Annotated in this window: 20 protein-coding genes and 1 pseudogene; 12 read left to right on the forward strand and 9 right to left on the reverse strand. The window is 76.1% G+C overall.

What is annotated here, in order from left to right:
• Positions 1-28: 28 nt before the first annotated feature.
• Complete coding sequence (locus ACZ6KO_RS20065) at positions 29-1288, forward strand: heparan-alpha-glucosaminide N-acetyltransferase domain-containing protein (RefSeq protein WP_469305335.1); 1260 nt, start codon at positions 29-31, stop codon at positions 1286-1288.
• Here ACZ6KO_RS20065 and ACZ6KO_RS20070 read toward each other — a convergent pair.
• Positions 1245-1829: a helix-turn-helix domain-containing protein gene (locus ACZ6KO_RS20070; RefSeq protein WP_469305336.1), complete on the reverse strand. Its 585-nt coding sequence runs from the start codon at positions 1827-1829 to the stop codon at positions 1245-1247. The two genes, ACZ6KO_RS20065 and ACZ6KO_RS20070, sit on opposite strands and share 44 nt — an antisense overlap.
• A 245-nt stretch (positions 1830-2074) precedes the next feature.
• On the opposite strand from ACZ6KO_RS20070, the gene ACZ6KO_RS20075 reads away from it, so the two are divergent.
• The 3 genes from ACZ6KO_RS20075 (at position 2075) to ACZ6KO_RS20085 (ending at position 7728) form a co-directional block, all read left to right on the forward strand.
• Complete coding sequence (locus ACZ6KO_RS20075) at positions 2075-2794, forward strand: B3/B4 domain-containing protein (protein ID WP_469305337.1); 720 nt, start codon at positions 2075-2077, stop codon at positions 2792-2794.
• Positions 2795-2922: 128 nt separating this feature from the next.
• Positions 2923-4716: an RNA ligase family protein gene (locus ACZ6KO_RS20080; RefSeq protein WP_469305338.1), complete on the forward strand. Its 1794-nt coding sequence runs from the start codon at positions 2923-2925 to the stop codon at positions 4714-4716.
• Between the two features lie 48 nt (positions 4717-4764).
• A complete protein-coding gene (locus ACZ6KO_RS20085; protein WP_469305339.1) occupies positions 4765-7728 on the forward strand; it encodes a poly(A) polymerase in 2964 nt (987 codons plus the stop codon).
• A 392-nt stretch (positions 7729-8120) separates the two neighbouring features.
• Here the strand turns inward: ACZ6KO_RS20085 and ACZ6KO_RS20090 are convergent, their stop codons facing one another.
• Positions 8121-9038, reverse strand: a complete 918-nt coding sequence (locus tag ACZ6KO_RS20090; protein ID WP_469305711.1) for an NADP-dependent oxidoreductase — start codon at positions 9036-9038, stop codon at positions 8121-8123.
• Between the two features lie 260 nt (positions 9039-9298).
• On the opposite strand from ACZ6KO_RS20090, the gene ACZ6KO_RS20095 reads away from it, so the two are divergent.
• Positions 9299-10435 (forward strand): winged helix DNA-binding domain-containing protein, encoded by a 1137-nt coding sequence (locus ACZ6KO_RS20095; protein WP_469305340.1) that lies wholly within the window; start codon positions 9299-9301, stop codon positions 10433-10435.
• Between the two features lie 2 nt (positions 10436-10437).
• Here the strand turns inward: ACZ6KO_RS20095 and ACZ6KO_RS20100 are convergent, their stop codons facing one another.
• The 4 genes from ACZ6KO_RS20100 to ACZ6KO_RS20115 form a co-directional block, all read right to left on the reverse strand.
• Positions 10438-11511 (reverse strand): RNA ligase (ATP), encoded by a 1074-nt coding sequence (locus ACZ6KO_RS20100; protein WP_469305341.1) that lies wholly within the window; start codon positions 11509-11511, stop codon positions 10438-10440.
• A 106-nt stretch (positions 11512-11617) separates the two neighbouring features.
• Positions 11618-12700, reverse strand: a complete 1083-nt coding sequence (locus tag ACZ6KO_RS20105; protein ID WP_469305342.1) for a tetratricopeptide repeat protein — start codon at positions 12698-12700, stop codon at positions 11618-11620.
• Positions 12701-12746: 46 nt separating this feature from the next.
• Positions 12747-14282 (reverse strand): ATP-binding protein, encoded by a 1536-nt coding sequence (locus tag ACZ6KO_RS20110; RefSeq protein WP_469305343.1) that lies wholly within the window; start codon positions 14280-14282, stop codon positions 12747-12749.
• 133 nt (positions 14283-14415) lie between these two features.
• Positions 14416-15198, reverse strand: a complete 783-nt coding sequence (locus ACZ6KO_RS20115; RefSeq protein ID WP_469305344.1) for a peptidoglycan-binding domain-containing protein — start codon at positions 15196-15198, stop codon at positions 14416-14418.
• 500 nt (positions 15199-15698) lie between these two features.
• Here ACZ6KO_RS20115 and ACZ6KO_RS20120 point away from each other — a divergent pair, with 500 nt between their 5' ends.
• Together ACZ6KO_RS20120 and ACZ6KO_RS20125 are read left to right on the forward strand one after the other, a co-directional pair.
• On the forward strand, positions 15699-16148 hold the full coding sequence (locus tag ACZ6KO_RS20120; protein WP_469305345.1) for a hypothetical protein: 450 nt from the start codon (positions 15699-15701) through the stop codon (positions 16146-16148).
• A gap of 57 nt (positions 16149-16205) precedes the next feature.
• Positions 16206-17069: a MerR family transcriptional regulator gene (locus ACZ6KO_RS20125; protein ID WP_469305346.1), complete on the forward strand. Its 864-nt coding sequence runs from the start codon at positions 16206-16208 to the stop codon at positions 17067-17069.
• Between the two features lie 28 nt (positions 17070-17097).
• On the opposite strand, the gene ACZ6KO_RS20130 is transcribed toward ACZ6KO_RS20125, so the two are convergent.
• On the reverse strand, positions 17098-17403 hold the full coding sequence (locus tag ACZ6KO_RS20130; RefSeq protein ID WP_469305347.1) for a hypothetical protein: 306 nt from the start codon (positions 17401-17403) through the stop codon (positions 17098-17100).
• Positions 17404-17501: 98 nt separating this feature from the next.
• Between ACZ6KO_RS20130 and ACZ6KO_RS20135 the strand changes: the two genes are divergently transcribed.
• The 3 genes from ACZ6KO_RS20135 (at position 17502) to ACZ6KO_RS20145 (ending at position 19537) form a co-directional block, all read left to right on the forward strand.
• Positions 17502-17993 (forward strand): hypothetical protein, encoded by a 492-nt coding sequence (locus ACZ6KO_RS20135; protein WP_469305348.1) that lies wholly within the window; start codon positions 17502-17504, stop codon positions 17991-17993.
• 388 nt (positions 17994-18381) lie between these two features.
• A complete protein-coding gene (locus tag ACZ6KO_RS20140; protein WP_469305712.1) occupies positions 18382-18885 on the forward strand; it encodes a GNAT family N-acetyltransferase in 504 nt (167 codons plus the stop codon).
• A gap of 187 nt (positions 18886-19072) precedes the next feature.
• On the forward strand, positions 19073-19537 hold the full coding sequence (locus tag ACZ6KO_RS20145) for a hypothetical protein (protein ID WP_469305349.1): 465 nt from the start codon (positions 19073-19075) through the stop codon (positions 19535-19537).
• On the opposite strand, the pseudogene ACZ6KO_RS20150 reads toward ACZ6KO_RS20145, so the two are convergent.
• Positions 19534-20468 (reverse strand): annotated as a pseudogene (locus ACZ6KO_RS20150) (ADP-ribosylglycohydrolase family protein). The gene ACZ6KO_RS20145 and the pseudogene ACZ6KO_RS20150 sit on opposite strands and share 4 nt — an antisense overlap.
• Positions 20469-20562: 94 nt before the next feature.
• Between ACZ6KO_RS20150 and ACZ6KO_RS20155 the strand changes: the two are divergent.
• A complete protein-coding gene (locus ACZ6KO_RS20155) occupies positions 20563-21966 on the forward strand; it encodes a hypothetical protein (RefSeq protein ID WP_469305350.1) in 1404 nt (467 codons plus the stop codon).
• A gap of 144 nt (positions 21967-22110) precedes the next feature.
• On the opposite strand, the gene ACZ6KO_RS20160 is transcribed toward ACZ6KO_RS20155, so the two are convergent.
• The gene (locus ACZ6KO_RS20160) at positions 22111-24270 is read right to left on the reverse strand and encodes a heavy metal translocating P-type ATPase (protein WP_469305351.1); all 2160 of its coding nucleotides are present in this window, start codon (positions 24268-24270) and stop codon (positions 22111-22113) included.
• A 60-nt stretch (positions 24271-24330) separates the two neighbouring features.
• On the opposite strand from ACZ6KO_RS20160, the gene ACZ6KO_RS20165 reads away from it, so the two are divergent.
• Complete coding sequence (locus ACZ6KO_RS20165; RefSeq protein WP_469305352.1) at positions 24331-24639, forward strand: ArsR/SmtB family transcription factor; 309 nt, start codon at positions 24331-24333, stop codon at positions 24637-24639.
• Positions 24640-24733 lie beyond the last annotated feature (94 nt).

Here is a 24733-nt window from a genome sequence, read left to right on the forward strand (position 1 = left end):
CCGCACCGCCCCACCACCAGGGAGAAGAATGCGCCGCCCCACCCAGCCACGGATCGGGGAGCGGCCCGCGAGCCGGCTGACCGGTGTGGACGCCGTGCGCGGGCTGGCCGTGCTCGGCATGTTCGCCGTGCACGTCGGCCCCGACCCCGAACCCTCGGGCGCGCGCTACCTGGTCCTCGCGGCGGACGGCCGGGCACCCGCGCTCTTCACGCTGCTCGCCGGGTTCTCGCTCGCGCTCGCCCAGCGGCACGACGGCCCGCGCGGCGCGCGTCCGCTGCGGCCGCTGCTGATCCGCAGCGCCGTCCTCGCCGCGCTCGGCCTCTGGCTGGCCACGCTCTGGCCCGGCATCCTGGTGATCCTGGCGTTCTTCGCCCTCTACTTCCTGGCCGCGGAGCCGTTCACACGGCTGTCCACCCCGGTGCTCGCGGCCGTGGCCGCGGCGAGCGTGGTCGTCGGACCCGTGCTGTCGTTCGTGCTGGGGCCGCTGTTCGGGTACACCACGACGGGGCGCGGCGCCGTGCCGGAACTCGCGCACCTGACCAGCTGGTCGGGGGCCGGCGAGGTCCTGGAGCAGCTGCTGCTGTCGGGCGCGTACCCGGTGCTGACGTACCTGCCGTACGTGCTGGTGGGCATGGCCCTCGGCCGGCTGTGCGACCTGCGGGAGCCGTCGGTCGCGCCGCGGATGGCCGCCTGGGGCGCGGTGGCGGCGGTCGCCGCGTACGGCACCGCGTGGCTGGCGACCGAGGTCGGCGGCGGCCGCGAGCGGCTGCTGGCCACGATCGCCGAACGGCATCCGGAGGCGCTGGCGGCGGCGGATCCCGTACGGGCGGTGCTGGGGCGGCAGTTCGGCGCGATACCCAGCACCAGCTGGGACTGGCTGCTGATCGCCGATCCGTACAGCCAGACCCCGCTGGAGACGATCGGCAACGCGGGCGTGGGCTGTGCGCTGATCGGCCTGTGCGTGCTCGCCGCCCGGGCCCGGCTGGGCGCGGGGCTGCTGCGGCCGCTCGCCGCGCTGGGGGCGATGGCCCTGAGCGCGTACGTGGTGCACGCCCTGGTGCTGGCCGGGCCGGCCAACGGGGCGCACTCGTGGCGGGCGCTGGCCGCGTTCGCGGGCGTGGCACTGGTGGCGGCGTGGGCCTGGCAGCGGGCGCTGGCCGGGCGGCCGCTGGGCCGGGGCCCGGTGGAGTACGCACTGCGTCTGGCCACGCACGGCCGCGTCCGGCGGCCGGCCGCGGCGCGCGTCAGCCGCGGAGCGCCGGGGCGGCCGGCAGGTGGACGGTCATGATCAGGTCGCAGGGGCCGGTGCCGGCGCCCCGGTAGACGTGGGCGGCGTCGGCCTCGAAGGTGGCGGTGGCGCCGGCCGCCAGGGGGTGCTCGGTACCGTCGACCACGAGGATCATCCGGCCCGCGGTGACGTTGACGGTCTCCACCACACCGGCGGGATGCGGGTGACTGGGGTACTCCTCGCCCGGGTGCAGCCGCCAGCGCCACACCTCCACCGGAGCGGGCCCGGTCGTCGTGAGCATCAGCCGGGCCGAACCGCCGTGCGGGCCGGTCCACAGCGGGGTGACCGCATGCGCGTCGACGGTCTGGACCCGCCCCTCGCGCGGGCCCTCCATCAGCGCCGACACCGGCATGCCGAGGGTGTCGGCGAGCCGCACGAGGGTGGCCAGGTTGGGGTTGCCCTGCGCGTTCTCCAGGCTGACCAGCGCGCCCTTGCTGACCTGCGCGCGGGCGCCGAGCTGCTCCAGGGAGAGCCCGGCGCGGGTGCGCGCGTCGCGTACGTTGCGGGCCACCGCCTGCAGGGCCTCGGCCGTCCCGGTCACCCGTCCGCCTCTCCCGGTGCTCCCACTCCACGCGGCGACGTGTCGATGCGTGGAGGTATCGACGTGTCGACGTGTCTCCATGACCTACGTGGCCTGCATGGCCGACATGGCCTGCATGGCCTGCGTTTGCCTGCGCGGGTTGCACGCCGGTCGGTCCAGCGTACCGAAAGGTCACTCCAATGGACTGCCGAGGTCACCACGGTATACCGTGTGGGTCATTCCGTTGAACCGAGAGGGCTGCTGAGATGACCGTCTTCCATCTGTCCCCCGAGGTCGCCGAGGCCTTCCCCGGCACCCTGATCGCGCTCGTCACCGCCGAGGGCGTGCGCGGGGAACGGCCGTGGTCCGAGCCCGCGGCCGCGCTCGACGCGATGGAGGCGGAGGTGGCCGCCGGCAGCTGGCTGCCGGCCGACGAGCACGACCCGCGGCTCGCCTCATGGCACGCGGCCTACCGCGCCTTCGGTACCAACCCGCGCCGCGAGCGCCCCAGCGTCGACGCCCTCGGCCGCCGCCTCGCCCGCAAGGGCGCACTGCCGAGGATCAATCCGGCCGTGGACACCTACAACGCCGTCTCCGTACGGCACGGCCTGCCCGCCGGGGCCTTCGACCTGGACGCCGTCGCGGGGGACGTCACCATCCGGTTCGCCACCGGCGCCGGCACCGCGACCGAGGAGTTCACCCCGCTCGGCGAACCCGGCACGGTCGAGCACCCCCGGCCCGGCGAGGTCGTCTACGCCGACGCGGCCTCCGTCCTGACCCGGCACTGGAACCACCGCGACGCCCACCGCACCCGCGTCACTCCCGGCTCCGCACGGGTCGCCTTCCTGATGGAGACCGTCGACGCCGCGCGCGACGGGGACCTGCTGCGCGAGGCCGCCGGCCAGCTCCGGGACTGGATCGCCCCGCACGCCGACGACGTGCACGTCCGGTACCTGAGCCCCGCCCGGCCGCACACCACGGCCTGACCGCACCGCACGCTGCCCGGCGGGGCGGGGCGGGACGGGGACGGACCGGTTAATCGCTGGAGCGCCGCCGCACCGGATACCTACAGTGACCGGACACCCGACACCGAGCCGACAGAGCCGAGTTCCCCATGCGTACGCACTATCCCCGCACCCCGCACCTGCCCTGGTCCCCGGGTGCGTCGGCGGACGACGTACGGGCCGGTGATCTGGCCGGGCTGCTGGGCCGCGAGGTCGTGGTCACCGAGAAGCTCGACGGGGAGAACACCACCCTGTACGCCGACGGGCTGCACGCCCGCTCGCTCGACTCCGGCCACCATCCGTCGCGGGCCTGGGTCAAGGGGCTCCAGGGGCGGATCGGGGCCGGGATCCCGCACGGCCGGCGGATCTGCGGCGAGAACCTCTACGCCCGGCACTCCCTCGCGTACGAGGAACTCGACAGCTGGTTCTACGGGTTCTCCGTGTGGGACGGCGAGCACTGCCTGGACTGGGACCGCACGGTGCGCTTCCTGACCCGGCTCGGCGTACCCACGCCGCCCGTGCTGTGGCGCGGCGTCTTCGACGAGCGGGCGCTGCGCCGGCTGCGTCTGGACACCACCCGTCAGGAGGGGTACGTCGTACGGACCGTCGCCGGGTTCGAGCGCACCGCGTTCGGGCGGCACGTGGCCAAGTGGGTGCGCGGCGGACACGTCACGACGGACACGCACTGGATGTACGCCGCCGTCGTCGAGAACGGACTCGGGCCCGCGGCCCCGCTGTGGGCGGTGCGTTCCGGCGCGGCGCCCGACGTGTCCGGTCTGCTGGCCGCCGCCGGGTACGCCGACGCGGCGCGCCGGTGGCCGGACGGGGCCGTGGAGGCGGCCGTGGACGCGGACGCCGCGGCGGCCGGGGCCGAGGCCGCCGCGCGGCTCGACCTGCTCGGCCGCACGGGCGAGGCCCGGCTGGCGGGGGTACTGGCCGCCGCGCTGCACACGGCGCGCCGCGCGGAGCTGATGCCGCGGCTGGCCCCGGCCCTCGGGATGCCGCTGGCCCGGCGGGTGGCCGATCTGGTGGGGCTCCAGGGGCAGCTGCACCGGCCGTTCCCCGACGAGGAGCGGCGCGGGGGCCTGGTGCGGATGGCGGCGGCCGCCGATCCCGGCGTGCTGCACGCGGTCGCCGGGGCCGTGGCGGCGGTCCGCGAGGACCCGGCGGCGGCCGAGCAGGTGGCCTGGTCGGCCCTGCACGCCGAGGAGGCGGGACTGCTGGCCGGGGCCGCGGCCGGCGGGCCCCTGGAGCCACTGCGCGCCGCACTGCGCGCGTCGTTCACGGGGCAGGACGCCGGCGATGCGGCGGACCGCTGCTGGGCGGAGGCCCGGGAGGCGTACGCACGGGGCCGGATCACGACCCCCGAGGAGGCGGTGGCCGCGACCTGGCGGTGGCGGGACGGGGCGTTCCCCCGGCTCGTGCAGCTGGTCGGGCCGTCCGGGAGCGGCAAGAGCACTTTCGCCGAAGGCCTGGCAGCCCGCGAGCGCGTCTCGCTGGACGACCTGCGGGCGGCGCGCGGCGCGCGCTCCGACCAGAGCGCCAACGAGGCCGTCCTGCGCGCGGGGCTGCACCGGCTGGACACCGCGCTCGCGTCGGCCGCGGCCGACGGCGGCACGGTGGTGTGGGACGCCACGTCTCTCAACGACCGCCAGCGGGCCCTGGTGGGCGAGGTCGCCCGCAGGCGGGACGCGCTGGTCACGCACGCCGTCGTCGTCGTGGCCGAGGAGGAGCTGCGGCGGCGCAACACCACCCGCGCGCATCCGGTACCGGCCGACGTACTCACCACGCAGCTGCGCCGGTTCAGCCTGCCCTACCCCGGTCAGGCGCACCGCACCTGGTACGTCGGGGCGGACGGGGACATCAAGGACACGGCGGGTGCCCTGAAGGACGAGGACGCATGATGCGGACAGTGAGACGACGCGTCACGCGCACCATGGAAGGGACGCCTGATGCGGACCAGTGAACAGCTCTACCACCAGGTCCGCTGGGACGCCCGGTTCGACCCGGCCCGCTTCGTCCTGGGCCTGCACCAGCGCGGGGCCGCGCCCAAGCGCGTCCCGCTGCCGTCCTTCGTCCCGGGCGGCGACATCCCCTGGCACCGGGTGCTGTTCGTCGAGGCGGACGGCGAGCTGGTCTGGGACCGGGCGGCGGGCGTGGACCGGATCGACGAGACCGGGGCCGGGCGGGTGCGCGAACCCCGGCGGCTGCGGGCGCCCTTCTTCACCGCGCGGACCCCGCACGCCTGGGACGCGGCAGGCGGCGGCGCCTGGCGGCCGGCGGCACCGGTGGCGGGGACCGGGCCAGGGTCGAGGACCGGGTCCGGGTCAGGCGCCGGCCCGTCGACCGTCCGCGTCCTGACGTGGAACACCCTGTGGGACCGCTACGACGGGCACCTCATCGACACCGCCCGCCGCCGCCCGCTGCTGCTGGCGACCCTGGCGGCCGCCGACGCCGATGTGATCGCCCTTCAGGAGGTCGAGGCCGGGCTGCTCGCGATGCTGCTGCGCGAACCGTGGGTGCGGCAGGCGTACACGCTCGGCGGTGACGCGCGCGGACGGGACGTGGACGAGAGCGGCCTGTTGCTGCTCAGCCGGCTTCCCGTGCGGGAGGCCGGGGTGCACGTGCTGGGCCCGCACAAGGCGGTCGCGGCCGTCACCGTCGCGACGGCGGGCGGACCGCTGGTGGTCGCCGCCACCCATCTGACGAGCGACCACAGCGAGGACGGCGCCGGGCGCCGGCGGACCGAACTGGGCCGGCTGGCCGAGGGGCTGGCCGGGATCGAGGGCGACGTCGTCGTGGTCGGCGACTTCAACGACGGGCGCGGCGGGGCCGCGGGGCCGGCCGCGGTCCTGGGGCTGCGGGACGCCTGGAGCGAGGCGTACGGGGCGGACGACGCGACGCCGACCTTCGACCCGGGCGTCAATCCGCTGGCCGCGGTGTCCTCGCTGAGCGGCCGGTGCGCGCGGCTGGACCGGATCCTGCTGCGGACGGCCGACGGCGGCGACGGACCGGGGTCCTCCCGGATACGGGTGCTGCGGGCGGCGCTGCACGGGGACGCGCCGGCGACGGCGGACGGCCTGTACGTCTCGGACCACTTCGGGGTGGCGGCCGACCTGCTCCTCGACTCGACGGACACGGACGGGGCGACCGGGGCGACCGGGGCGGACGTGGCCGCCGGGGCCGCCGGGGCTGTCGCGACCTCGGAGGACCCGGTGACGGCGCGTACGGCGGTGGCGTGGATCCCGCCGGCCGAGCTGTGGCCGCCGGTCCAGGACCTGCGCCGGGAGCTCGACCCCCGGTTCGACCGGTGGCCGCCGCACGTGAACCTGCTCTTCGGCTTCGTACCGGAGTCCGCCTTCGAGCGCGCCGTCGCGCTGCTGGCCGAGGAGGCCGCCGGCACGCCCCCGTTCACCGCGCGGCTCGCGGGGGTGGACACCTTCGGGCACCGGGAGGACGCCACGGTGTGGCTGGACCCGGCGGCGGACGGCGCCGCAGCGGCATGGGCCGGACTGCGGCGGGCGCTGGCGCGGCGTTTCCCGCACTGCCGGGGACGGGCGGAAGGGTTCACCCCGCATCTGACGCTGGGGCGGACCCGGGACCCGCACGCGGCCGTCGCCGCCTGCGCGGCCCGGCTGGCCGGGCTCCCCCCGACGGCGCCGGTCGGCGAACTGGCCGTCCTGTCCCGGCGCGGTGACGAGCCGATGCGGGTACGGGCCACGGTGGCGCTCGGCACCGGCGAGGTCCGCTGGCTGCCGGACGCTCCGTCGGGTGCCGGTGCCGGTGCGGACGGTGATCACGCGGACGATGGTCGCGCGGACGCGGTGGCCCGGCGGGTGGCCGCCGCCCTGCCCGAGGGCGTGGTCGAGGTCGTCGGGTCCCGGCGGATGGGGTGCGCGCTGCCGGGGGCCGACCTGGACCTGGTCGCGGCGCTGCCGGGCGGGGCCGACCTGGCCGGCGTACGGGAACGGGTGGGCGCCGCGCTGCCGGAGGCCGTACGCGTACGGGAGGTGGTCGGCGCCCGGGTCCCGGGGCTGCGGTTCGCGGTCGGCGCCCTGGAGGTGGACCTGGTGGTGGTGCCCTGCGGCGCGGTCCCGCCCGGCGAGGCGGTGGCGCGGCGCGCGGAACTCGGCGAGGAGGCCGCCACGGCGCTGAGCGCGGTGAGCGACGCGGCGACGGTACGGGACGGAATCGGCGCGCGCGGGGCCGCGTTCGGGGCGCTGGCGCGCCGGGTGAAGGCGTGGGCGAAGGCCCGCGGGCTCGACTCGGCTCCGCACGGCGGGCTGCCGGGCGTGGCCTGGTCGGTCCTGGCGGCCCGGACGGTGCGCGAGGCGGATGACCTGACGGAGCCGGAGCTCCTGCGGCGGTTCTTCGCGACGTGGGCGGCGTGGGACTGGCGCGAGCCGGTCGCCCTCGTCCCGACGGGGCAGCCGCGGGCGGACGGGCCGGTGACGGTCATGACCCCCTCCGCCCCGGTGCGCAGTTGCACACGCCAGGTCGGTGCGGGCTTCCGGGACCTGCTGGTGCAGGAGTGCTACCGGGCGTGGGAGCTGCTGGAGGCGGACACGCCGTGGGCCGAGGTGCTCTCGCCGCCACCGCTGCACCGGCGGCATGCGGCGTGGGCCGTGGTGAGCGTACGCGCGGACGGGGAGCGGGAGTTCACCGCGGCCCTGGGCCGGGTGCGCGGGCGGGTACGGTCGTTGCTGTCCGTGTTGGAGGAGGCCGGCGTCGCGGACGCGCACGCCTGGCCGCGCGCCTTCGAAGCGGGGCCGTCGTCGGCCCGCTTCGCGATCGGCCTGGGCACGACGCCGCCGGACGCGCCCACCCTGTCCGCGCTCACGGCGCGCTGGTGCCGTGACGTCCCGGGCGTCGAGGTCACCTGGGCGGAGGGCGGCACGGTTCCGACCCTGCGGTAGCCGCCGGGGCACCACGGGCGAAGCCCGGCGCCGCGACGGCCGCGGGGCCACCGCCCACCCGCCACGGGCCACGGGCCGGAGCCCGGCGCCGCGGCGGCCGCGGGCCACCGCCGGCCCGTGGCGGGTGGGCGGCGGCCGCGGGCCACGCCCGGCACCCCACCGCCCCGGCGGCAACCGCGCCGCGGGCGGAACCCGGCACCACACCCGCCCCGCAGCAGCCGCGGCCGGGGCCCCTCCCCGCACACCAGGAGCCGTCGGCAGTCCGCGGTACCGGGCGGCCTTTCCCAGCCCGCCCGTCTCCCGGACGTCCCCGTGCATGCGCTCGAACGCCGATCAGCCCGGAACGGCCATCGCGCGGAACGGCCGTTGCCCGGGGACGGGAAGGTCCCCGGTCACACCTCGATGGTGATCTTCCCTGCCGTGTGACCGGCCTGGCTCAGTTCGAACGCCTCGGCCAGCCGGGCGAGCGGGAAGGTGGTGGCGACCGGGACCGTCAGCAGTCCCGCGTCGGCGAGCCGGCCCAGCTCGGCCAGGTCGCTGCCGACGGGCCGCACCCACATCCACTGGCCGCCCGCGCCGAGCACTCCGGGGTCGGCGATCGACGCGTGCCGGCCGCCCTCGCGCAGCACCGCGCGGGTGACGTCCAGGACCCCGCCGACGAAGTCGGCGACCACGCTCACCCCGTCCGGGGCCAGCGCGCGGACCCGGTCGGCGAGGCCGTCGCCGTACGCGACGGGCTCGGCGCCGAGTTCGCGCAGCCGGTCGTGGTTGCGCGGCGAGGCGGTGCCGATGACCCGCGCGCCGAGCGCCCGGGCGATCTGCACGCCGAGGGATCCGACGCCGCCCGCGGCGCCGTGCACGAGCACGGTGTCGTCCTTCCCCGTGCCCAGACGGGTCAGCAGCTGATACGCGGTGAGCCCGGCCAGCGGCAGCCCGGCGGCCTGGTCCCAGTCGAGGGAGGCGGGCTTGCGGGCGACGGCGCGCACGGGGACGGACACGAACTCGGCGAAGGTGCCGCCGTGCACGTAGTCCTTGCGCGCGTACGCGATGACCTCGTCGCCCTCCGCGAACTCGGGCGCGTCGATTCCGACCCGTTCGACCGTCCCGGCGACGTCCCAGCCGGGGACGACGGGGTAGACGACGTCCATCAGGGCGTCGAGCCCGCCCGACATGATCTTCCAGTCGACGGGGTTGACCGCGGCCCGCCTGACGCGGACGAGGACCTCGCCGGGCCCGAACTTGGGCAGCGGCAGCCGGGTCTCGGCGAGCACCTCCGTGCCGCCGTAGGTGTGGTACGCCATCGCCCGCATGGTCTCCTCGGACATGTGCCCGGCCTTCCGTCGTGAGCTCGAGGTGTCTGCCGGACCCCATCCCACCACGGCACACGGTGCGGGACGGTGATCCGGGCACGGTGGCGCCCGCCGGCGCGGACGGGTGGCGCAATCACGGCGGCCCTGGCGGCTACTAGGACAGCAGCTGTCCCCATTGCGCTGTACGGTCGGACGCGGTCCCGGCCGCGAGGGCAACGGTGGCCGGCCCGGGGTTTCGTTCGCTTGGGGAGTGGGTTGTCGTGGAGTTGTCGTGGGCGGATGTGTGCGGGCAGCGGATGGCGCGGCAGGGGCTGGCCGCCGCCTCGCCCGTGGGGACACCGGACGGGGCCGCGTCGGCGATGTGCGGGGCGCACGCGCAGGTGATGACGGCCGCTGAGATCTCGATCGCTCTGCGGTGCCCCGGGGCGACCCGCACCGACGTGCAGGACGCGCTGTGGTCGCAGCGGCGGCTGGTCAAGACGTTCGGGCCCCGTGGGACGGTCCACCTGCTACCGGCGTCCGAACTCGCCCTGTGGTGCGGGGCGTTGGCAGCGGTGCCGCGTACGGGCCAGCACGCCCCCCATGTGCGGCTGAGCCCCGAGCAGACCGACGAACTCGTTGCGGCGATCGGCACGGTCCTCCTGGAGGGGGAGCTGACCGTCGACGAGCTGAACGACGCCCTGGCAGACCGGGTGGGCGGGTGGGCGGTGGAACCGGTGGTGCCCGCGTTCCAGGAGATGTGGCCCAGGTGGCGGCAGATGGTCGAGACCGCCGGCCACCGGGGCGCACTGTGCTTCGGGCCGAACAAGGGCCGCAAGATCACCTACGCCAGCCCGGCGCGGTGGATCCCGGGCTTCGCGCCCGCCCCGCAGGCCGAAGCGGCCGCATGGCTGCTGCAGCGGTACTTGTCCGCCTACGGACCCGCGACACCGCAGCACTACGCCCGCTGGCTGGCCACCACCGCCGGCTGGGCGAAGGCCCGGTTCGACGCCGCCGACCTGACCGAGGTCCTGGTCGAGGGCGAACGCGCCTGGACCGCGAGCGGCGACGTCGAGCCAGGCCTGTCGCCCGCGGGCGTGCGGCTCCTGCCCTACTTCGATGCCTTCACCGTCGCCTCCCAGCCGCGGGAACTCCTCTTCCCGGGCGCGGCCTGGGACCGGGCCTTGTCGAAGGGGCAGGCCGGCAACTTCCCCGTGCTCCTCGTCGACGGGACCGTTGCCGGCGTGTGGCACCAGAAGAAGTCGGGTTCCAAGGTGGCGATCACCGTCGAACCGCTGACCCACCTCACCACGCGCCGGCTCGGGCAACTCGACGAACAGGTGGAACGCATCGCGGCGATCCAGCAAGCCCGCCCGACCTTGACCATCGGCTCCGTCAGCGTCGGAGCCCACGCCTGAGGTCACTCGTACTCCGTGCCGCCCTTGCGGGTCAGGTACGCCGGGCTGACCGCCTTCGCGATCGCGCGGCCGCCGACCACCGGGCTGTAGCGCTCCGTCGCCGGACGGATCACCACGCCCTCGCGCAGGTGGGTCTCGCGGCCGGAGACGGTTTCGCGGCCGGTCGCCAGTTCCAGGATCCGGTCGAGGTCGTACGGGCCCTCGAAGAGCCGTGGGACCAGCGGGAGTTCACCGTCCGTCAGCACCTGCGCCGGGTCCAGCCAGCGCACCTCGCCGTCGATCTCGACGGACACGTCGAAGACGGCGAACCCGGGCCCGGCCTGGGTCCGCGCGTCCGTCCCGTACGCCAGGTCCTGCACCCCCGCGCCGTACACCTCGCCGAAGACGCCGACCCGGGTCGCCCCCAGCCGCCCGGCCAGCCGGGCCGCGGCCGCCGGGACACCGTGGCCGCGTACGGCCCGCCAGTACAGGTTGCGCTCGTCCTCCTTCAGCGCGAGCCCCTTGCCGCCGAAGCCCTTGGAGGAGACCAGCACCCGCTCGTCCGCCACGACGTACGTCACCAGGCAGGCGGTGCCGTGCAGCTTCTCCGTCAGGACCACCGGCTCGCCGGGCTCGAAGATGTGCGGGTAGCGCTGGAGGTTCTCGATGTCCACCCACGGCAGCAGGTCGGGCGCGGACTCGACGTCGCCGCTCATGTTCGTCGGCACCGGCGGCGCCCACTTGGTGATGCCCAGCCGCTCGGCGAAGTCGGTGCCCTCCTTGGCCGCCACGGCCAGGTCCTCCGCGGCCAGCGCGGCCGGCCGGCAGACCAGCCCCTGCGACAGTTCACCGCGCAGCCGGACGGCCTTGACCCGGTCCGCGCCACTGCCGGCCAGCCGTCCCGTCAGGCCGAGTTCGGCTATCAGGTCCGCGGGCAGGACGGCCTGTTCGGGGATGTAGAGCGCGAAGTCGCCGGAGCGGTACGCGCCTTTGGCGACGACGGCGCGGTACAGGCCCACCTGGGCCAGCTCCAGCGCGTCGGCGTTGGGATGCTCATGGATCGTCAGTTCTTCGACGGTGACCTTCAACGTGGACATGGCAGGCCTCCTGCGGTGGTCGGGATCAAGGTGATCAAGGTGATCAACGTAGTCGGCGCCCACTCTCCGGCCTGTCATTTCCGCTGGTCCAGCGGTTAAAGAGGGGCTACCCTGACCCTCGCCCCGGGGCCCGCTGTCTCATGGACACCCGGCCGGCCCAGTACGTGACGATCATGAACCAGAAGAGCGCCGCCCCGACGCCGCCCAGCACGACCCGGTCGGCCGCCGGCACCGCGAACGCGGCCGTCACGAACAGGGCCACCGCGTACAGGCCCAGCAGCCCGGCCGCCAGCGCCATCGCCATGACCGGCCGGCAGCCCCGCGCGATCATCAGCATCGGCCGGCGCAACCGCGGCGGGATGCGGCGGCGTTGCCACAGTACCCACCCGCCCCACAGGCCCGCGACCAGCGCGGCGCCCGCCCACGGGACGGCGGCCGGGGCGTCCGGCACCACGGTGGCGACCAGGGCTATGGCGCTCCCGCCGAGCGTGAACCAGCGGGCGGAGGCGGCGACGCTCCAGGCCATGGTCTCCAGGTTGAACCGGGCGTGCCGGTCGTCGGCGTCGAGCGCCGCCGACTCCGCGAACCCCTCGGCGGCCCGCCGCCAGGCGCGCGGGCTGAACCGGCCGCGCTTGCGGTCCAGCAGCGCCAGGTTGTTGTGGGCCTCGCTGCTCTGCGGGTCCAGGCGCAGGGTGGTCTCGTAGGCCGCCCGGGCGGTGGCGTGGTCGCCGACCCGGTGTGCGGTGAGGCCGACCATGAAGTGCGCCGAGGCCTCCTGCGGGGCCAGTTCGACGCCCCGCCGGGCGGAGGTGTACGCGTCCTTGTGCAGCGCCCGGTTGGTGCTGCGCTCCAGGACGAGGGCGAGGGTGTGGTGGGACCCCCAGAACAGCGGGGCGAGTTCGACGCACCGCCGGGCCGAGGCGACGGCCTCGTGGAGCCGGCCGAGCCGGGAGAGGGTGTCGGCCCGGACCATCCAGGCGTACACGCTGTCCGGCTCGGCGCGCAGCGCCTCCTCGATCGTGGCCAGTGCGCCGGGCAGGTCCCGCAGCGACCGCCGGCAGCGGGCGAGCAGGACCAGCGCCCCGGCGTCGTCGGGGTGCTGGGCCAGGTGCTGCGAGGCGAGGGCCGCGGCCTCGTCGTGGCGGCCGAGGTCGTACAGCAGGTCGGCGCGCTCCAGGGCACTGCTCATGCCGGCCCGGACCCGGGTCGCACGGTCGCGGCGGCGGTCGGACCGGTCACAGCTTCCGCTTCTTCTTCAGGTAGGCGAGCAGATCGTCGTACATGCCGCCGTCGTTGGCGAACATCGCCACGTTGCGGGCGGCCGCGAACCAGGGCTCGCTGGAGGGGCGTACCTGCTTCGCCGCGCCCAGCAGATCCGCCATGTTGATCATGCGGACGGTGCCGGTGCGGGCGGAGTCGAGCAGCGCGGTCTCGGCGGCCGCCTCGCAGACGTACGCCAGGTCCGCGCCGGAGAAGTCCGCCGTCGCCTTGACCAGCTTGCCGAGGTCCACCGCCTCGATCGGACGGTCGCGCAGGTGGTAGCGGAGGATCGCCTCGCGGGCCGCGGCGTCGGGCGGCAGGACGAGCAGGGTGCGGTCGAGGCGGCCGGGGCGGCGCAGCGCGAGGTCCACGTCCCAGGGGACGTTGGTGGCGGCGAGCACGAACACGCCCTCGTCCTGCGCACTGTCGATGCCGTCGAGCTCGGTGAGCAGCTGGTTGACGACGTTGCGCAGGCCGGTGTGGTGCGTACGGCTGCGCTTGGCGCCGAGGGCGTCGAGCTCGTCGAGGAAGACGACGCAGGGCGCCTTCCGGCGGGCGGCGCGGAAGATCTCGTGGATGTTCTTCTCGGAGTTGCCGATCCACATGTCGAGGATGTCGGAGAGGGTGACCGACATGAAGCTGGCGCCGAGTTCGCCGGCGACGGCGCGGGCGATGAACGTCTTGCCGCAGCCGGGCGGGCCGTAGAGGAGCAGGCCGCCGCGCAGGCTCTTGCCGTAGAGCTTGCGCAGTTCCGGGTTGCGCATGGGGGCGAGGAAGGCGGCCTCGAGTCGGTCCTTGACCTCCTGCATGCCGCCGACGTCGGCGAGGCGTACGGCGCGGGAGCCGTCCCCGGGGGTCTCGATGTCCCAGGCGTCGGCATCGGTCTCGCCGCGGCCGTCGGCGCTGAGCGGCGCCTCGAGACCGGCGCGGGCGGCGGCGTCGTCGCGGCCGTCACCGTCGCCGTTGCCGTTGCCGTTGCCGTCGGTGGAGGACACGAAGCGGGGCTCGACGATGTGACCGACGTCCTGCTCGGCGGCGTCCCAGTCGAAGCGGGTGGGGGCGGGCGGGCCGTCGGTCCCGTCCGAGGCGGTCCCGTCCGGGGCCGTCCCGTCCGGGGCCGTCCCGTGCTCGGCGGTCCCGTGCTCGGCGGTCCCGTGCGCGTCGGGAGCGGAGGCCGGGGTCGCGGGCACGGTGGGTTCGGCGGGCGCACCGGGCTCGGCGGGCGCACCGACCCCGGCGGACGTCGCGGGCGCGGCGGGGGCCGTGGGTCCGCCCGCGTCAACGGCGGGGCCGGGGGCCTGCGCCGGCAGTCCCATCGCGCGCGCCATCAGCGCGCGGGCCTGGGAATCGCCGGGCGCGTGCTGGAGCGCGACCGCGGCCTCGGTCACGGCGGCGTCGTTCCGGCCTGCGGCGAGCAGCAGTTCGGCCAGGTGGAGCCGCAGCGGGACATCCTCGGGCGCGCCGGCGACGGCCGCGCGCATGCTCCGGATCAGGGGGGACTCGTCGGACATGGGCTCACCCTATGGAGTGAGCACCCGATTCCCGAAACGGGATCCCCGCTCCGGACCGGGGCGGGTCCGGCGGCCCGCCGACGGACCCGGCCGGCGCTGCCGACGCGGCCGCCGGACCGGCGTCCTCACCGCCCTATCCGTCGCCGAACGCCGCCCGGGTGTGCGGGCCGTAGACACCGGACGGGTCGCCCGTCAGGCTGCGGTCGCGCTGCAACTGGGCCACGCCGCGCTCGGTCTGCTCGTCGTAGACGCCGGTGGCCGACACGTACGTGAAGCCCTGGCCGAAGAGACGTTCCTGCAGGGCGCGTACCTGCGGCCCCCGGTCACCGCGCCGCAGGGTGCCGTCCGACGGCGGTGCGGCGGTGCCGGGCGCGGCGGTCTCCTTCGGCGGCCGCGAGCCCGCCCCCGCGGAGGCCGACGGCGTGGCCGCGGCGCCGCTGGCGCCTGCCGACTCGGCGGCCGACGACGACGGCTGCGGCGGCGTGGCCGTCGGCGTACCGGGGGCCGGGGCGGACTCCGCGCCCGCGCGCTGCCGCAGCGCCGGTACGGGTGCGGACCGCGGCGGCCCGGAGCGGCCCGGCGGGTCCTCGGGCTCCTGGAGCATCAGCAGCAGCCCGATCAGCAGGGCCGGCACGCCCGCCGTCAGCAGGGCGAGCACGGCGAACGGCGCGCGACCACCCCGCTCGTGCCCGCGTTCGCCGCCGGGCGTCCGCCCCGGCGCGGTCGCGTCGGGCACGGAATCGGGTACGGGTACGGCCGCCGCGGCACCCTCGGCGGCGGGCGCCCGCTCGCCCGGGGCCGGTCCGGGCCAGACCGGCGCCGTGGGCGGTGACGTACGGGCGGACGTGCCGACGTAGGGGCGTACGAACGGGCCGTCCTCGGGGACGGGCCCGTGCTCGGCGGGAGAGTGGGGCACGAGGGGCTCCAGGCGGGAAACGGAAGGAGGGCGGGGGCCGGCGCGGCGGTGCGGTGTCGGCCCCCGCCCGGCCGGTCAGGCCCTGCGGCGCCGTACGCCGAGGACCACGGCCGCTCCCGCGGCCGGCACGACCCCGGCAGCGGACGCCGGACCGCCGGCCGCACCGGGGGCCCCGCCCGCACTGCGGCCGGTCATGGCCGGGGCGCAGGGGGGACGGACGGAAGGGAACATGAGCAGGCGTCTTTCGGGTACGAAGCATGCGTACGTGTCGTCGGCGCACTCTTTCCCTCCACGAACACCCAGGTCAAGCCGGATGTCCGAACCACCCCATCCATCCGTTCCGTCCCGGTCGCGCGTGCCCCGACTCGGCCGCCGCGGGGAGCAGTTGGCAGGCCCCCGGTACCCCTGAGCGGAATCACTGCGGCACCCGACGCAGTGGCGTCACCCGTGAGCGTGACCGGATGCCCACGGGGCGTCGCCGGGTACGGCATGGTGGACGGATGCAGTTACGCCGTGCCCTGCCCCTCTCCCTCGTCGCACTCCTCGCGAGTGCCGGCTGTGTGTCCGTGGGCCCGCACGCGACCGGCCCCGCGCAGGGCTCCCGCCCGCCCGCCGGGGCTCCGGTGCTGCCCCTCGGCCGGCTGCCCGAGGAGCCGGACGGCGGCGCGGGCACGCCCGCCCCGCAGCCGTCGGATCCCCAGGACTCCGGGACACCGCCCGCCGCGGGCGCCGCACCCGCGGCACCGGACGCGCAGGGCCACGAGCGCGCCGCGCAGCCCGCCAAGCCCCGGCGGGCGCCGCGCAAGGCCACGCCCTCGCGGCCCCATCACCGTCCCGCCGCGCCCGCGCGGCCGCCGGCACCCGGGATGGACGCGTTGTGCGCGGCCGCGGAGGGCAACGTCCCGCCCGCCATCGTCGACCTGTGCGTCGGGCAGTACGGTCGGCCGTGACCGCAACAGGGCGGGCTTGACCCTCTCCCTGTGTCAGGGCCTCGACTGGGATTCATCATGTTCACCATCGGAGATTTCGCCCAACACGGCCGGGTGTCGGTCCGCATGCTGCGTCACTACGACGCACTCGGACTGCTGCGCCCCGCGCACGTGGACCCGTACAGCAACTACCGCTTCTACGAGGCCGAGCAACTCGCCCGGCTCAACCGCATCATCGCGCTCAAGGACCTCGGCTTCAGCCTCCAGCAGGTCGGGGAGGTCCTCGACGAGCAGGTGAGCGCGGCGGAGCTGCGCGGCATGCTGCGGCTGCGGCAAGTGGAGCTGGAGAGCGCCATGGCCGCCGCGGCGGAACGGCTGACCCGGGTCGAGGCGAGGCTCCGGACCATCGAGAGCGAGGGATCCATGTCCGACTACGACATCGTCGTCAAGAGCCTGCCGGCCGTCCGGCTGGCCGAGCTGACCGGTATCGCGGCGAGCTTCCGCGGCCAGGACATCGGGCCGGTCATCGGCCCGCTGTACGACGAGCTGTGCGCCCGCCTGGACGCGGCGGGCGTGACGCCTACCGGGCCCGGCCTGGCGTACTACGAGGACGCGGACGGCGCGGCGGGGGCCGGGCACGCGGAGAACGGGGACGCGGAGGACGGTGCGATCGTCGTGCACGCCGGTCTGCCGGTCGCCGCGCACGTCGCCGCCGCGGACCTCGGCGCAGGGGTACGCATCGTCACGCTGCCGGCGGTGGAGCGCGCTGCCACCGTCGTGCACCGGGGCGCGATGGACGACGTCCTGCCGACCGCGCAGGCGCTGGCTCGCTGGATCGACGCCCACGGGCACCGGTCCACGGGGTACGCGCGGGAGCTGGCGCTGGCCTGCCCGCCGGACCGGGGACAGTGGGTGACGGAGCTGCAGGAGCCGCTGGCCTGACGGAACGCCACGGCCGTCGGCCCGGAGGCTACGCGGACGGGCCGACGGCCGCCGCGGTCGCGGTGGCGGTCGCCGCCGCGGTCGCCGGGCGGCGCAGCCTGCGCAGGGCGTCGGCGCCGCGCCGGCGCAGTTCGGTGGGGGCCATGCGGGCCCGCTGACCGCCGCCCGCGATCAGGGCGTTCACCGGGGTCAGCGGGTCCGCCGCCATCGCCTTGGCCAGCAGCACACCGAGCACCAGCGGGACCAGCGCCACGGCCAGGGCCGAGCCGGCGGTGGTGACGTGCTGGAGGCGCGGGCTGCGGGCGCCGGCGGCGGAGGACTCGGTGTGCGTCATACCTCCATTGCAGCGGCTGGGGGGCGGCGGGGAATCGGACGAGGTACTCAGGCCGTTGGGCCTGACGTACTCAGATGCGCACGAGGGGCGGTGGGGTGATGACACAGGGCACGCCGGGACCGACCGGCCCGCACGGCCCGACCGCCGCGGCCGGGGCGTTCGAGCCTGCGACGGGTCAGGGGCCGCTGCCCGACCGGCGGGCGGGCGAGGTGCGCACCGCGTACCAGGGGCTGTTGCAGATCCGCCGCCTGGTCAACGCCGGAGCGTCCGAGACGGTTCCCGCGCCGTGGGAGGCGGCGCGGATGCCGCGCGCGGTGGCCCTCGCCCTGGAGGCCGCGGGCCTGCCGCCGTCGGCGGTGGACGCGGCGGGCCGGCGCACGGCCACCGGGTACGTCGTCGGGCCCGGCGAGGAGCCGGGTCGGGTCCGGGTGACCTGGGCCGGTCCGCCCGGTGGCGGGGCCGCCGCGGCGGAGCAGGAGCGGCTGACGGCCTGCTCCGAGGTCCTCTCCCGGCTGGGCTGGGAGTGCCTGCTGTACCGCGGTGCGCGCGGGCGCCGCTTCCTGGAGGTGGAGCCGCCCCGCCGGCCCTGAAATCCGCTGTCGCCGCGGGGCGGCGGTCGGGCAGGGTGGCCCCATGAGCGTGCTGGACATGTGGGCGGCCCGGGTCGGCGCCGGTGAGACCGTGGAGTTCCGGCCCTCGGGCGATTCGATGGTTCCGCTGGTCCGCAGCCGGCAACGGGTGGTCGTGGCCCCCGTGGACGCGGCGCGGCTGGAGGTCGGGGACATCGTCCTGGCGCGGGTCGCCGGCACGGTGTACCTGCACCTGGTGTCGGCGGTCGACGCCACCCGCCGACGGGTGCGGATCAGCAACAACCGGGGCCGGGTCAACGGCTGGGCCGGCCACGACCGGGTGTACGGCATCTGCGTGTCCGTCGAGGGCGTACGCCGCCCGGGCGCCGACACGAAGGTCCGGCGGCCGGTGGTCGGGACCGAGCCGCTGCGCACCGCCCGGCTCGGCCTCGTACCGCTGCGGGCCGCGCACGCCGACGCCATGGCGGTGGCCCTGGCCGACCCGGAGCTCCACACGTTCACGGGCGGCGAGCCGCTGCGCGCCCGCTACGCCCGCCTGGCGGCCGGCTCCCCCGACCCGGGGGCGTCGTGGTGCAACTGGGTCCTGTGGCTGGGCGCGGAGTCCCGCCCGGTGGGCACGGTCCAGGCCACGATCACCGCCGGCACGGCCGAGGTGGCCTGGGTCGTCGGCACCCCCTGGCAGGGCCGGGGCCTGGCCAAGGAGGCGGCCCTGGCGCTGACCGACTGGCTCGCGGCGCTGCCCGAGCTCTCCCCCGGCACGCTGATCGCCCATATCCACCCGGCCCACCGCGCGTCGGCGGCCGTCGCCGCGGCGTGCGGCCTCGCGCCGACGGCGCACCGCCACGAGGGCGAGATCCGCTGGGAACGGCGGCTGCGCGCGGACGCCCGTTAGGCGCTGTCCGGCGGACCAGGGTCGGACGGGCCGGACGGACCCAGGCCGTTTCCTCCGGATCACCTCGCTGACGAGATGAAGATGGCGGCGATGTGGAGTCCGGCGAGGGGGCCCATGGGTGCGGGCGGCAGAGGGGCGCTGTCCCCCGCGTTCCGCAGGTGGTGGCGCCTGCGCCATCCTGTCCGGCATGACGTTGATCCGTGCAGTGGCGATCGGCCTGCTCTGTGGGGGCCTGGGAGCGCTGGTCTTCGACCCCAGGGGCGAGGGCCTCCATCACGTGCGTCTTGCCGCGCTGATGGGGGTGCTGGTCGGCCAGCTGCTCACGGTTCCCCCTTCTCTGGTCTGTGGGCTCGTTCGGACGTATAAGTCGAAGCGGAGGCCGGCTCGTCCGTACGACTTCCCCATGGGTGCCCTGCTTCTGGCGTTCGGTGTGCTGGTGATGGCTCAGGCGCGGATCGTGGTGAACTGGCTGAGCATCAAGCCGACTCCCGGTGGCGTCGGCGATCCGGATGGGGAGGCGTCCATCGCGTTGCTGGCCGGCCTTTCCGGATGTCTGATGACTCTCGTCGGCCTGGCGCTGGTAGCGAACGCCCTCTGGACGGGTGCCCGGGCACGCCGCGAGCAGCCCTCTACAGAGGCACCTCAGGGCTAGGCCGGGTCCGCGAGCCGGTGGGCCAGGTCCAGGAGTTCCGGCAGGCGCAGCACCCGCCCGCCGGAACCCGGCAGGGGGACGTGGAGGGGCTCGGTCCAGCGGGTGGGGATGGCTCCAGGCCGTAGTACGCGCCCGCCAGGCCGCCGGTGACCGCGGCGACGGTGTCCGTGTCGCCGCCGAGGTCGATGGCGGCGCGCACGGCGTCCTCGTAACTGCCGGTGGTGCGCAGGGCCCACACGGCCGAACCGAGGCACGGCCAGACGGCGCCGTTGAACTCGGTCGCGAGGCCGGGGTGCCAGTGGGGGGCCAGGACGGTGGCGTAGCGCGCCCGGTGGCCGGGGTGGACGGCGTCGAGGACGTCCGGCAGGGCGGCGAGCGGATCGGCGTCCGCGAGCGTGACGCGGACGAGTTCGTGGAAGACGGCGGTGCCCTCCCAGGCGGCGCGGTCGCCGTGGGTGAGGGCGGCGAGGGTACGGGCGGCCGCCATGGTGGCCGTACGGCCGGCCGGGGCGAAGCGCACCGCCGAGGTGGTGGCCCGCATCAGCGAACCGTTGCCCGCGGCCCGCCGGTTGACCTGGAAGTGCACCGCGGCCGCCTGGTCCCAGGGCATGCCGCTGGTCAGGACGTCCTCGGTCTGCAGGCCGATGTCCTTGGGCGCGGAGGCCGCCCAGCGCCGGAAGCGGGCGAACACGTCGGGCGGGTCCAGCACGCCCCGCTCCAGCAGCGACTCGGCCACGAGGACGGCCATCTGTGTGTCGTCCGTGGCCTCGCCCGGCTCCCAGCCGCCGCCCCCGCACATCTCGCCACCGCCGCCGGGCGCGGGGAACCGCGCGGAGAGCGCCCCCGCCGGTCCGAACTCGAAGGGCGCGCCCAGCGCGTCACCCACCGCCGACCCGACGACGGCACCGGCGACCCGCCGCATCCGCTCCACCCACCCCATCCGTCACCCCCCTTCCGTAGGGAGCAGGCTAGTGCCGGCCGCCGGGCCGTGGGGCACTGTCGGCGGCCGCTGTTACCGTCGCCCCATGACGCACCGTGACCATCCCGCCCTCCAACTGCTGCGCACCCGCCGGGACCTCGCCAACCTTGCCGCGTACCCGTTCGGCTTCGACGTCGACCTCGACCGCCACGTCGAGGACGTGGAACTGGCCTCCGGCGCGCCCCTGGTGCCGATAGCCGGGGACGACGGCGGTGGCACGTACTTCGTCTGCGAGGGCGGCGAAGTCCTGCACGCCGACTCCGAGGGCGGGTACGGCCTGATCGGCGACAGCGTCGAGGAGGCACTGGAGCACCTCATCGGACTGCCGGGCCCGCTCTGGCGGGAGGACGTCGACGCCACGCTGGAGGGCGAGGCGCTGGCCGCGTACGTCGCGGAGGCGGACGAGGAGGTGCAGGAGTACTACGAGGGCTCGGTCGCCGAGGACCGCGCGGCGCTGCTGGCCGCGCTCGGCCTGCGGCAGCCGCACGTGGCGGAGCTGGCGGCCCGGCTGCACCGGACGTGGCTGCGGACGGAGCCGGAGTTCATGCTGCTCAACGCCGACGAGGGCGGCGTGTACCGGCTCACGGGCGGTGAGGCGCTGCCGACGCTGTGGGAGCGGGTCCTCGCACCCGGCCGCGCGGACCTCGCGGCGGTCCGCGCGGACGAGGGGGCCCGGGCGGAGGTCCTGGCGCACGGCCCGCGCCGGGCGGTCGTGCTGCACGCCGCGAACCAGGACCGCGCGGCCGGGGACCTGCCGCTGCTGCACGACGTGCTGGAACGGGACTGCGAGCTCGGTGCGGCCGGCGGTCTGCGGATGGCCGCCGTCCTGATCGGCGTGCTCGGCGGCCCGGCGGACCACGCCCGGCTGGTGGCGCTCGCGCGGCGGTCCCCGCTGCTCTCCGACGCCCTCGGCGAGCACGGCTTCCCGGGCACCGCCGCGGAGGTGGGTGCCTGGGCTGCCGCGCTCGACGCCGGGGAGGACGCCGGTGGACGTCCCGACGGGCCCGGGCCGGTGGGGCCGCGGGACCGGTCGGCGTTCGCGTGGGCCGCCCTGGCCGCCGCGCAGGGGCACGGCCCGCTGGTCCGGGGCGCCTTCCTGCGGCTGCTCGACGACGCGGGGCCGCGCGACGGCCGTCTCCTCGGGCTCCTGGCGACCGGGCTGGACGACCTCGGCGCCTACCGGCACGCGGCCCGCGCCCAGCGGCTGCACGCCTCGCTCCTGGACGAGCCGTGGGACCGCGGCGCGGCCCTGGCCGCACTGGCCCGGCTCCAGCGGCGGGCGGGCGACCCGGAGGCGGCCCTGGCGTCGCTGGACCAGGCCGTCCGCGTCCTCGACAACGGCCTGGGCCCGCACTTCCCGGCGCCCACGGTGCCCACGGCCGGCTGGCGCGACACACCGCTCGGCGCGCTCCTGGCCCGCGAACGCGCCCGCGTGACGGGCGAGGAGTGAGGGGCGAGGAGTGACGGGCGCCGCACGACCCACGGTCCTGGCCCCCACGGCACCCTGACGGCTGACGGTCGCCCGCGCCCGCGCCCCCGCCCGTGCCGGGCCGATGAGGGGCCGCGTGCGCCGGCGCGGTCCCGGGCCGCGCGCTCAGTCGGGGTGGCGCAGCAGCCGCAGGGCGTTGGCCACCACGAGCAGGGTGGAGCCCTCGTGCACGAGGACCGCCGGGCCGATGCCCAGGCCCAGGGCGGTGGCCGGGACCAGCACCGCCACGATGCCGAGGCTCAGCCACAGGTTCTGCCGGATGATCCGGCTCGCCCGGCGGCTCAGACCCGTGATGAACGGCAGGCGGCGCAGGTCGTCGGACATCAGCGCGATGTCCGCGGTCTCCAGCGCGACCGCCGACCCGGCGGCGCCCATCGCGACGCCCACCGTGGCCCCGGCCATCGCGGGCGCGTCGTTGACCCCGTCGCCGATCATCGCCGTACGGGAGCCGGCGCGCAGCCGGGCCACCTCGGCGACCTTGTCCTCGGGCAGCAGGCCGCCGTGGACCTCGTCCATGCCGACCTCGCGGCCCACGGCGTCGGCCACCCGCGGGTCGTCGCCGGAGAGCATCACCATGCGCGTGATGCCGAGCCGCCGCAGTTCCGCCACCGTGCCGGCGGCCTCCGGACGCGGTGCGTCCATCAGGGCGAGCGTGCCGAGGTGGCGGTCGCCGCGCCGGACGACCATCGTGGTGCGGCCGGCCGCGGAGAGCTCCTCCGTACGGGCGCGCAGCGTCTGCGGTACGGGCGGGCCGGCGAGCGTGCCGACGTAGGCCAGGCTGCCGATGTGGACGCGCTCCCCGTCGAGTTCGGCGGTGACGCCCCGCCCGACCAGGGCCTCCAGGCCGCTCGCCGTGGCCTCGGGTCCCGGCCGGTCGAGCAGGGCGGGGCCGTCGCGCACGACGGCCTGGGCGAGCGGGTGGTCGCTCAGGCGCTGGACGGCGATCGCGGTGCGCAGCAGTTCGTCGTGGCCGACGCCCTTGGCGGGCTCGATCTCGGTGAGGTGGGGACGGCCCTCGGTGAGCGTGCCGGTCTTGTCGAAGGCGAGGGTGGTCAGCCGGCCGAACTCCTCCAGCGGGGCACCGCCCTTGACCAGCACGCCCCCGCGCGCGGCCCGGCCGACGGCGCTGAGGACGGCGGCCGGCGTGGCGATGGCCAGGGCGCAGGGGCTGGCGGCCACGAGGACGGCCATCGCCCGGTAGAAGGTGTCGGTGAACGGCTCGCCGGTGAGGCTGCCGACGCCCAGCAGGACGGCGACCAGGGCGAGCACCGCCGGGACGAAGATCTTCTGGAACCGGTCGGTGAACGCCTGCGTCGGTGAGGTGCGCCGGTCGGCGTCCCGCACCATGCGGACCACGTGGGCGAGCGTGTTGTCGCGGGCGAGGCGGGTGACGACGACGTCCAGCGTGCCGGCGCCGTTGACCGTGCCCGCGAAGACCCGGTGGCCGGCGGCCACCCCGGCGGGGTCTGCGAGGGCTGCCGCCCGGTCGGCGACCGGGCCCTTGTCGGCGGGGACGCTCTCGCCCGTGATGGGCGACTGGTCGACGCTGGTCTCCCCGGCGGCGACGAAGCCGTCGGCGGGGATCCGGGTGTGGGGGCGGACGACGACCGTGTCGCCGATGACCAGCTCCTCGACCGGCACCTCCACCGTCACCGCACCCGCTCCCCCGCCGTCGCGCCGTACCAGGGCGGTACGGGGGGCCAGCTCGCCCAGGGCCTCGATGGAGCGCCGGGCGCGCCCGAGGGCGTACCCCTCCAGGGCATGACCGAGGCTGAACAGGACGAGCAGGATCGCGCCCTCCTCCCACCGGCCGATGGCGGCGGCGCCCGCGGCGGCGACCAGCATCAGGAAGTCGACCTCGAAACGGCCCCGGCGGACGGCGGCGAAGGCCTCGCGGACGGTGAAGAACCCGCCGAAGACGTAGGCGCTCATGAACAGCGCGAGGGGGAGCCCCCCGCCGCGGCCGGTGAGTTCCAGGACCAGTCCGGTGAGGTAGCCGGTGAGCGCCAGCAGGGCGGCGGACAGCTCGGCACGCTCGCCGAGGAAGCCGTGCGCGTGCCCGGAGTCACGCTCCGTCTCCCCGGGCTTCCGCGAGGAGGCGTTCGGCGGCCGGGAGGCCAGCTGCACCTGCCGGACGGCTCTGCGGCGGGACGGCGGCGGGGCGAGGGCGGCGCAGGAGGGGCAGGTGGCAGCGGACACGGGGGCGGATCCGGAGCGGTGTGCGGCGTGCTCGTTCGCAGCGTTCGCAGCGTTCGCTGCGTTCATAGCATTCATGACATCAACATATCAGCACATCCACATATGTACATCTGTAGACTGCCGCCCATGGAACTCCTGTCCGAGCCGGACGCCACGGCGGTCGCGGAAGTGATGCAGGGCCTCGCCTCGCCCGCCCGCATCCGGATCCTGGCCCGTCTGCTGCACTCTCCCTGCTCGGTCGGCGATCTCGCCGAGGACCTCGCCCTGAGCCAGCCGACGGTCTCCAACCATCTGCGCCTGCTGCGCCACCTCAGCCTGGTCACCGGCCGCCGCACGGGCCGCAGCGTGGTCTACGAGCTGCACGACGACCACGTCACCGCCCTGCTCCAGCAGGTCCTGGCCCACGTCCACCACGGCGAGGGCCCGGCAGCCTGAGCACGGAACCCCACGCACCCCACGCACCGCACGCAGCGCACGCGCGGGTGGGGCGCACCCGGCTCCGCCGGATGCGCCCCACCCTCAACCCTGA

The sequence above is a fragment of the Streptomyces sp. NPDC042102 genome (genome assembly GCF_055582305.1).

Bases quoted from the DNA above. Each gene is read 5' to 3' on its own strand.
- ACZ6KO_RS20135 (WP_469305348.1), top strand. From the start codon at position 17,502: ATGACACAGGGCACGCCGGGACCGACCGGCCCGCACGGCCCGACCGCC.
- ACZ6KO_RS20155 (WP_469305350.1), top strand. From the start codon at position 20,563: ATGACGCACCGTGACCATCCCGCCCTCCAACTGCTGCGCACCCGCCGG.
- ACZ6KO_RS20065 (WP_469305335.1), top strand. From the start codon at position 29: ATGCGCCGCCCCACCCAGCCACGGATCGGGGAGCGGCCCGCGAGCCGG.
- ACZ6KO_RS20090 (WP_469305711.1), bottom strand. From the start codon at position 9,038: ATGCGGGCGATGGCGTACCACACCTACGGCGGCACGGAGGTGCTCGCC.
- ACZ6KO_RS20075 (WP_469305337.1), top strand. From the start codon at position 2,075: ATGACCGTCTTCCATCTGTCCCCCGAGGTCGCCGAGGCCTTCCCCGGC.
- ACZ6KO_RS20080 (WP_469305338.1), top strand. From the start codon at position 2,923: ATGCGTACGCACTATCCCCGCACCCCGCACCTGCCCTGGTCCCCGGGT.
- ACZ6KO_RS20110 (WP_469305343.1), bottom strand. From the start codon at position 14,282: ATGTCCGACGAGTCCCCCCTGATCCGGAGCATGCGCGCGGCCGTCGCC.
- ACZ6KO_RS20160 (WP_469305351.1), bottom strand. From the start codon at position 24,270: ATGAACGCAGCGAACGCTGCGAACGCTGCGAACGAGCACGCCGCACAC.
- ACZ6KO_RS20105 (WP_469305342.1), bottom strand. From the start codon at position 12,700: ATGAGCAGTGCCCTGGAGCGCGCCGACCTGCTGTACGACCTCGGCCGC.
- ACZ6KO_RS20130 (WP_469305347.1), bottom strand. From the start codon at position 17,403: ATGACGCACACCGAGTCCTCCGCCGCCGGCGCCCGCAGCCCGCGCCTC.
- ACZ6KO_RS20165 (WP_469305352.1), top strand. From the start codon at position 24,331: ATGGAACTCCTGTCCGAGCCGGACGCCACGGCGGTCGCGGAAGTGATG.
- ACZ6KO_RS20125 (WP_469305346.1), top strand. From the start codon at position 16,206: ATGTTCACCATCGGAGATTTCGCCCAACACGGCCGGGTGTCGGTCCGC.
- ACZ6KO_RS20085 (WP_469305339.1), top strand. From the start codon at position 4,765: ATGCGGACCAGTGAACAGCTCTACCACCAGGTCCGCTGGGACGCCCGG.
- ACZ6KO_RS20120 (WP_469305345.1), top strand. From the start codon at position 15,699: ATGCAGTTACGCCGTGCCCTGCCCCTCTCCCTCGTCGCACTCCTCGCG.
- ACZ6KO_RS20145 (WP_469305349.1), top strand. From the start codon at position 19,073: ATGACGTTGATCCGTGCAGTGGCGATCGGCCTGCTCTGTGGGGGCCTG.
- ACZ6KO_RS20100 (WP_469305341.1), bottom strand. From the start codon at position 11,511: ATGTCCACGTTGAAGGTCACCGTCGAAGAACTGACGATCCATGAGCAT.